This is a genomic window from Pseudomonas sp. Irchel 3E20 (genome assembly GCF_900187645.1).
Taxonomy (GTDB): Bacteria; Pseudomonadota; Gammaproteobacteria; order Pseudomonadales; family Pseudomonadaceae; genus Aquipseudomonas.
On sequence record NZ_FYEE01000024.1, the window covers coordinates 19,749 to 27,555 of the forward strand.

Sequence of the window (7,807 nt, forward strand, 5' to 3'; positions counted from 1 at the left end):
GCGTTACGCCCGTTCGACCTTCATGCGGCCGACCATTTCCATGTGCAGCGCATGGCAGAACCAGCTGCAGTAGTACCAGTGCAGGCCGGGTTTATCGGCGATGAAGGTGATGGAGGAGGTTTGCTGCGGGCTGATCTCCATGCTCACGCCGTGGTTGGTCATGACGAAGCCGTGGGACACGTCTTCGATCTGGTCGATGTTGGTGATGGTCACGGTGACTTCATCGCCCTGCTTGACGGTGAATTCGTTCAGGCCATAGGACGGCGCCATGGAGGTCATGTAGACCCGCACTTTCTTGCCGTCGCGAATGACCTTGTTGTCGGTCTCCAGGTTGATCCCGTCTTTCTTGGCGATGGCCACGGTGGCGGCAAAGAACGGGTCGTCGCGCTTCCAGATTTTCTGCGTCTTGATCTGGTCGCGGCGCGCCAGGATGCAGTCGTGGGGTTCGGCGAAGGCTGGGCCGTCGTGGACCAGTTTCATTTCCTCGCCAGAGATGTCGATCAACTGGTCGTTTTCCGGGTGCAGCGGGCCGGTGGGCAGGAAACGGTCCTTGGAGAACTTGCACAGCACCACCAGCCACTTGCCGTCGGCTTCGCTGGTTTCGGTCAGGGAGGCGTGGTTGTGGCCAGGTTGGTAGTGCACATCGAGTTTCTGCTTGATGTAGTTGACCTTCTCGCCTTTGTAGGCGCGCACGGCCTCGTCCATGTTCCACTTCACCACTTGGCTGTCGATGAACAGCGTGGTGTAGGCGTTACCGCGACCGTCGAAGGTGGTGTGCAGCGGCCCCAGGCCCAGTTCCGGCTCGGCGACGATAACCTCGCGCGGGTCTTTGAACTTGCCGGCGAACAGGTCGTCGAGGCGGTCGATGGCGATCATCGAAACCGTCGGCGAGAGCTTGCCGTTGGCGATGAAGTACTTGCCATCGGACGAGGTATTGAGGCCGTGTGGGTTCTTGGGCACAGGAATGTAGCGGGTGAACGGCGAGTCCTTGCCATCGACTTTGCGCCCGTCCACTACCGGGGTTTTGTCGCCGTCAACGTGGATGAACTTGCCAGCCTTGATCGCCGCTTCGATGGCCGGGATGTTGAACACCACTACCCAGTCGCGCTCGTTGCGCATCATGCCGCCCAGGTCGTAGGCCTTCTCCGAGTTGTAGCAGGTGGCAGCGGCATAGCGGCCGCTGTAGTCCATGTCGGCGTTGTCGAGGTTACCGTCGACGATGACCTGGAAGGCCATTTCCATTTTTTCGGCGTCGATGGCATTGAACATGGTGAAGCTGTTTTTGTCCTGCAGGTCGAAGCTGTGACCATCGTTAGGGTGCGGGATGACGAACTCGCCGTTGGCGAACACGTACTTGGTATAGGGCACTTTTTGCAGGCGCAGACCGTGGATCGCCTGCACGTTCGGCACGGTGAGCATCTTGTCGCACTTCATGATGTCGAGGCGGATGCGCGCGACGCGGGAGTTGGCCTTGTCGTTGATGAACAGGTATTTACCGTCGTACTTGCCGTCGGTCATGGAGATGTGGGGGTGGTGGCAGTCGCCGTTCAGGTATTTGCCGCTGTCCCCGAGCACGCGCTTGCTTTCGTTGGTCAGGCCCCAGCCGGTGGCGGAATCGACGTTGAACACCGGGATACGCATCAGCTCACGCATCGAAGGCACGCCCAGCACCCGCACTTCGCCCTGGTGACCACCGCTCCAGAAGCCGTAGTACTCGTCCAGCTCACCGGGTGCAACGTGGATCTTGGACCGTGCTTCCTTGGCCGCAGCCGCCCAGGACTCGCGGGTAAACACCGTACCGCCCAGCGCCGTGGCGCCGGCCAGGGCCGCGCTGGCCACCGCGCTGGTGCCGAGGAAGCCGCGCCGGCTCAGGCCCTTCGGCGCTTCGTCCTGCGGGCCTTGGTTGTTGTCTTTATCGCTCATGCTGTGTGCTCCTTGAAGGGAAAAACCATCTGGAAAGCCGTTGCGCGCAGGGTCATTCGCCAGGGGCCACCTGCACCACCGGGATCAGTTGCGCCGGGGCAGGTGCCGCTTTGTTGCGCTTCTTGCGCTTATTGATGAGCGGCGGGCATTTGTTCTCGTTGTGCCAGGTCATCTGGCAGTCGAGGCAGTAGTGACATTCGTTGGCGTTGATATGGCCGTCGGGGTGGATCGCCTGGATCTCGCATTCCTTGGCGCACAACTGGCAGGGGTTGCCGCACTCCTGGCGACGTTTGAGCCAGTCGAACAGGCGGAACTTGCTGGGGATCGCCAGCGCCGCGCCCAGGGGGCAGATGTAGCGGCAATAGACTTTGCGGGTGAACAGGTTGACCACCAACAGGCCGGCGGCGTAGAGCACGAACCACCATTGGCGGTCGAAGCGCAGGGTGATGGCGGTTTTGAACGGCTCCACCTCGGCGAAGCGCTCAGCGGTGGCCATGGACTCCAGGGACAGGCCGAACAGCACCAGCAAAATAATGTATTTGAGGGCCCACAAGCGTTCGTGCACCGCGAAAGGCAATTCGTATTGCGGCACCTTGAGCTTGCGCGCCAGCTCGTTAATCAGCTCCTGCAAGGCGCCGAACGGGCATAGCCAGCCGCAGAACACACCACGGCCCCACAGCAGAATGCTGCCGGCAGTGAACACCCAGAGCATGAAGATCACCGGATCGGTGAGGAACAGCTCCCAACGGAAGTTCTCGAACAGGGCATGGACGAAGGTCAGCACGTTGACCACCGACAGTTGCCCCAGGGCATAGCCGCCGATGAACAGCACGGTGAAGCTCAGGTAGCCGCGGCGCACCCAATGCAGCAGGCGCGGGCGCTGGGCCAGGGTGTCTTGCAGGAACAGGATGGCCGTGAGCAGCAACAGCGCGGCGGCGAGCACACCCACCTGCACGCTCTTCTGGTACCAGATGTTCAGCCACAGTGGGCGATTGGCTTCCTCGATGGCCGCCAGTTGTTCGGCGCTGGGCGCCGGGCGGTCCAGGTAGGCTTCGGGTAACTGGTAGGCCAACTCGAAGCTGCTGAACACGCCGCTGACCGGCCCGGTCTGGCGCCGCACCAGCAGCTCCAGGCTCCAGGCCGCGCCCGGGTCAAAACGGTGGGAGGCGCGCACGATGAAGATCGCCATCTCGTCGAAGGCTGGCATGCCCTGGGCATACACGTCGTCTAGGCGCTGGAAGTCCATGTCACGGAAGCTGATGCTGTCGCCGAACTGGCGCAGTTGCACCCGGTCGAAAATCCCACCGCGCACATAGCCCGACCCCTTGAACGAGTAGCTACCGCTGCCAAGCACGGCGATGGCTTGCTCGCCGGGCTTGAGTTCGCTCATCAGCGTGCGGTACTGGCTCTCGCCCAGCAGGTTGCGGCCGATGGTGGGCGGATTGAGGTGGGTGACGTAGAGGTCGATAAAGCTGTCGTCGGCCTGCTCTGGCGTGGCCACTTCAACCTCGGCGGCAGCGGTGTTCTTGAATGCACTATCGACCTGGCCGCGGGTCAGGTTCAGGCGGCGGATGGAGCCGTCACCCAGCAGCGTCGCCCAATCCGCGCTGTGGTAGACATCCTCGCGGACCTTGGCCGGCGTGGCGGCCACACCGGCGTTGTCTTTGACCAGGCCCAGGGACACGGCCACCGTATGGGCGGCGCGCATGATGACTTCGTTGACCACCATGGCGGTGACGGTAGCACCGGCAATGGCATCGACCGTCACGGCATTCGGGTCGCTGGAATGGCCCACCACTACCCGCTGGTTGACCTGAATGCCCAGGTACTTGGCGCTGAATTCGTGAAGTTTTTCTTCCGCTATGCCCACCAGCAGAATCGGCTCGTGGTGCTCCAGGACAAAGGCGTCCTTTATCACCCCGGCCGGGTCGAGAATCACTTGGGTGTTGATCGGCTTGCCGGAGTAGGCCGGAATGTCCACCACGTCCAGGCTCTGGAACACGTAACCCAGCACCTGCTCACCCGCAGACAAGGTCTGCACCTTGTACGGGCCCTGGGGCTCGGAAACTTTGTCGACGTTGGGGAAGGTTTTTTCGATGCGCTGCTGTTCGATGCCGCCATAGGACTTGGCGTACACCGCCTCGAAGGGAGCGGCCATCAGGGCCAACACAAGGACAAGACCCAGGGTCAGAAAATGCAGGGAGTTACGGCACAACAGCGGGCGGATCTTCATGAAATCTCAGACTTCAACGGCGGGATCTGCCGCCCATGTTAGGGAGCCCATGGCCCCCTGCCCTTGATTGAAATCAACTTTGAAAAGTTATCGTGAACCCACCCTGCCCGGCCTAGACGGTGCGGGAAAACCGGCCCTTTTGTTCGCCACCCAGGTAAGCGTCGAATGCCATCGCTGCGCTGCGCATCATCAGGTGGCCCTGGGGGAGCAACACCAGCGCATCGTCGTGGAGTTGCACCAAGCCGTCTTGCACCAGAGTCTGGAGCTGGGCTAATGCTTCAGCGAAATACTCGCCGAAACGGATGCCGTGGCGCGCCTCGAACTTGGCGAACTCGATGCGCCCGTGGCACATCAGGTCGTTGATAACCTCGCGGCGCAGCAAGTCATCGGCACTCAGGCGATAACCGCGGTGCACCGGCAGCAAGCCTTGATCCAGGCGAGCGTAGTACTGGGACAGTTCCTTGACGCTCTGGCTGTAGCTGTCGCCGACCTTGCCGATGGACGACACGCCCAGGCCAATCAGGTCGCAGTCGGCGTGGGTCGAGTAGCCCTGGAAGTTGCGTTGCAGGGTGCCGTTGGCGCGGGCACGGGCCAGTTCGTCTTCGGGCAAGGCGAAGTGGTCCATGCCGATGTACACGTAACCGGCCTCGGTCAGGCGTCGGATGGTCAGTTCCAGCAACTCCAGCTTGCGCTCCGGCGGCGGCATGTCTTCTGGGCGGATCAGGCGCTGGGCACGCACCAGTTCCGGTAAGTGCGCATAGCTGTAGGCAGCGATGCGGTCCGGGCGCAGGGCGATGATCTTGCTCAGGGTCACGTCGAAACTGGCAACGGTTTGCAGTGGCAAACCGTAGATCAAATCGACACTGACGGATTTGAAATGCGCTTGCCGGGCGGCGGCCACCAGTTCGTAGACCTGCTCTTCGCTCTGCACCCGGTTGACCGCCGCTTGTACCTGCGGGTCGAAATCCTGCACGCCGAAGCTCAGGCGATTGAAACCCAAGCCACGCAATGCACGGATCTGCTCGGCGCTGATGGTGCGCGGGTCGACCTCGATGGAGAACTCGTGGTTGTCGCTGTCATCCATGTCGAAAGCCTGATGCAGGTGCTGCATCAGGTCCGCCAACTGCTCGTGGGTCAGGTAGGTGGGCGTGCCGCCGCCCAGGTGCAATTGGGTGAGCTTGCGGGTGCTGTCGAACAATGCCGCCTGCATATTGATTTCGCGCTTGAGGTAATTCAGGTACTCAGTGGCGCGATGGGTTTTCTGGGTGATGATTTTGTTGCAGGCGCAGTAGTAGCAAAGGCTTTTGCAGAACGGGATGTGGATGTAGACCGACAGCGGCTTGGGCACGGCGGCCTGGTTGCTGTCGTGGGCGGCGCGTTGGTAGTCGTCCACGGCAAACGCCTGGTGGAACTGCGGCGCGGTCGGGTATGAGGTGTAGCGCGGCCCCGGGCGATCGTACTTTTCGACCAGGGCGCGATTGAATTCAAGAGCGGGGTTCATCATCGATCAACTCGTGGGGGGGCGTTAATGCCGTGCAGCGTCCAAATCCCTTTCAAACAGATTGCAGATGGCGTCCACCTCCAGCCTCGCGGCAGGAAGGATGCTTATCATGCGGCTCGACAGCTCGATCAGGCCGTCACGGCTCAACTGCTCCAGCAGTGGCCAGACGGATGAAAAGTATTCGCGAAATATCAGACCATGGCGACGCTCGATAGCCTCGATGTCCAGTTCCAGGTCGCACACCAGGCGCTCCATGACGTCGTGGCGCACCTGATCCTGGGCCTCGCAGCGCCAACCGCGGATCGTGGGCAACTGCTCGCGGTCCAGTTGCAGCTGGTAGTGCTGTAGGTCTTCGGTGTTTTGCGCATACAGATCATCGATCTGGCTGATGGCACCCAGGCCGAGCCCTACCAGGTCACAGTAACCGTGGCTGGTAAAGCCCTGGTAGTTGCGGTGCAGGCGGCCTTGCTCCTGGGCGATGGCCAGGTCGTCGTCCGGGCGCACAAACTGGCCGAGACCAATGTAGTAATAACCAGCGGCGCACAGTTGCTCGAAACAATCCTGGCGCATGGCGCGCTTATCCTCGTCGCTGGACAACCCGGTGAAGGGGCTGGCGCACAGCGCGCGGTGCCGTGGCCCGGGCTGGGCGTAATCGAATGCCAGCACGCGGTCAGGCTCCAGCTCGATGAGAGTGGCTAACTTGCGAGACAAACTTTGCGGCGTTTGCCAGGCATGACCGTAGCCCAGATCAACGTTGATAGTGCGAAAGCCAAAGGTGCGCGCCGCGTCGATCAGTGAATGAATAGGCGCCGGGTTCTGGTAGCAGGCCACTGACAGCTCGGCGTCTGCGCCCATGTCGGGCACGCCGATGCTGACATGGTTAAAACCCTGGTCGCGCAGCAGGCGCATGGTTGCCCAATCCGTGTGGTGCAGATCGACTTCGACGCTGTAGTCGCCACCTTCGTGGCCCAAAAAATTAAAGCGGCTGCGCAGGCGCTTCATCAACCGTTGCAGGTGAGCAGCACAAGGGGTGCCACCGCTAAGGTGAAACTGCTCGATACGTTGCTCGCTGCTTAAATGGCAACCGATCAGGTCGATTTCGCGCTCCAGGCGCAACAGGTACTGCTCCACATGGCCCCGCTCGCAGCCCGGGGTTTGGGGAGCGTTCGCCAATGCCTTGAGCGTGGAAGGCAATTGCACTGTCAGGGATAGGGGCCGCTGCTTCTGTCGACTACTGCGTAACGCACGCAGCAAGTCCAGGGAGCCGATACCACCGTGGAATTTTTGGCTGTCACTGGCGTAGCCGAGGGCGGCCCTCTCTTTATTGCAGTGGAGGGGCCGCGGGTTGGGATTGTGATAAACGTCGAACATCGCGGTCTCCGAGACTGGCTACGGGAGGTCAGTGTCGGCCTTTCACCTGGGAGGCTCCTTGATTTGCATCAAGCTGAGGCCAGACCTGGCACAGAATCTGCCAGCAACTACCAGCTCAGATAGAACATACCTTTGGCCAGGAGGACGATGGCGACCATATGCACAAACAAGCTGCGATGGATGAAATGCACATAGGTGGCTTTCATCCGTTTCGTACGAAACAGGAACATTGCCGCTAAGAAATGCAGTAAAACGCTGCTGGCAATCAGGATCTTGAGGGCCAGCAACGTGCCGAAGGAGGAACTGAAGGGGGAGCCCAATGCGGGCAGATAGCGTAACCAAACCATGCCCAGGCCGGCGCCAAACAGGATTATCAGCACCCAAGGCATCAGTGACCGTGCACGGCGCCCAATGCCCTGCTCCACCAGGTCCATGACTCTTGAAGGAATCTGCTTTCGGATGCTCTCCAGGAACAACACTTCAAAAAATACTGTGCCAATAAAGATCAGCGCGGCGAACAAATGCAACGTCAATAGCAGCGGATAGATCATGGCGGCCTCACCTTGGATGAACCATTGTCGGTGTCGGCATTGGCGCCTGCCTTGATGGGGATCAAACTGTTCACGGCTGGCCTGGCCCTTTTCCATCGCGCAAAACAAAACCCCATCTGCTTTCGCAAATGGGGTTTCGGAATTTAATCTTGACGATGACCTACTCTCACATGGGGAAACCCCACACTACCATCGGCGATGCATCGTTTCACTGCTGAGTTCGGGATG

Annotated in this window: 5 protein-coding genes; all 5 read right to left on the reverse strand. The window is 60.6% G+C overall.

The features are described 5' to 3' along the window. Positions 1-3 precede the first annotated feature (3 nt). The 5 genes from nosZ to CKW13_RS23970 all read right to left on the reverse strand — a co-directional run bounded on the left by nosZ (position 4) and on the right by CKW13_RS23970 (position 7,579). Complete coding sequence (nosZ, locus tag CKW13_RS23950) at positions 4-1,923, reverse strand: TAT-dependent nitrous-oxide reductase (protein WP_095111237.1); 1,920 nt, start codon at positions 1,921-1,923, stop codon at positions 4-6. 52 nt (positions 1,924-1,975) lie between these two features. Then, entirely contained in the window at positions 1,976-4,081 is a 2,106-nt protein-coding gene (gene nosR / locus CKW13_RS23955) for a transcriptional regulator NosR (protein WP_371856256.1), read from the reverse strand. A gap of 187 nt (positions 4,082-4,268) precedes the next feature. After that, a complete protein-coding gene (gene hemN / locus CKW13_RS23960) occupies positions 4,269-5,657 on the reverse strand; it encodes an oxygen-independent coproporphyrinogen III oxidase (RefSeq protein WP_095111243.1) in 1,389 nt (462 codons plus the stop codon). A gap of 24 nt (positions 5,658-5,681) precedes the next feature. After that, complete coding sequence (locus tag CKW13_RS23965; RefSeq protein WP_256576664.1) at positions 5,682-7,028, reverse strand: coproporphyrinogen III oxidase; 1,347 nt, start codon at positions 7,026-7,028, stop codon at positions 5,682-5,684. A 107-nt stretch (positions 7,029-7,135) separates the two neighbouring features. Continuing rightward, the gene (locus tag CKW13_RS23970; protein ID WP_095111239.1) at positions 7,136-7,579 is read right to left on the reverse strand and encodes a CopD family copper resistance protein; all 444 of its coding nucleotides are present in this window, start codon (positions 7,577-7,579) and stop codon (positions 7,136-7,138) included. Positions 7,580-7,807: the final 228 nt, after the last annotated feature.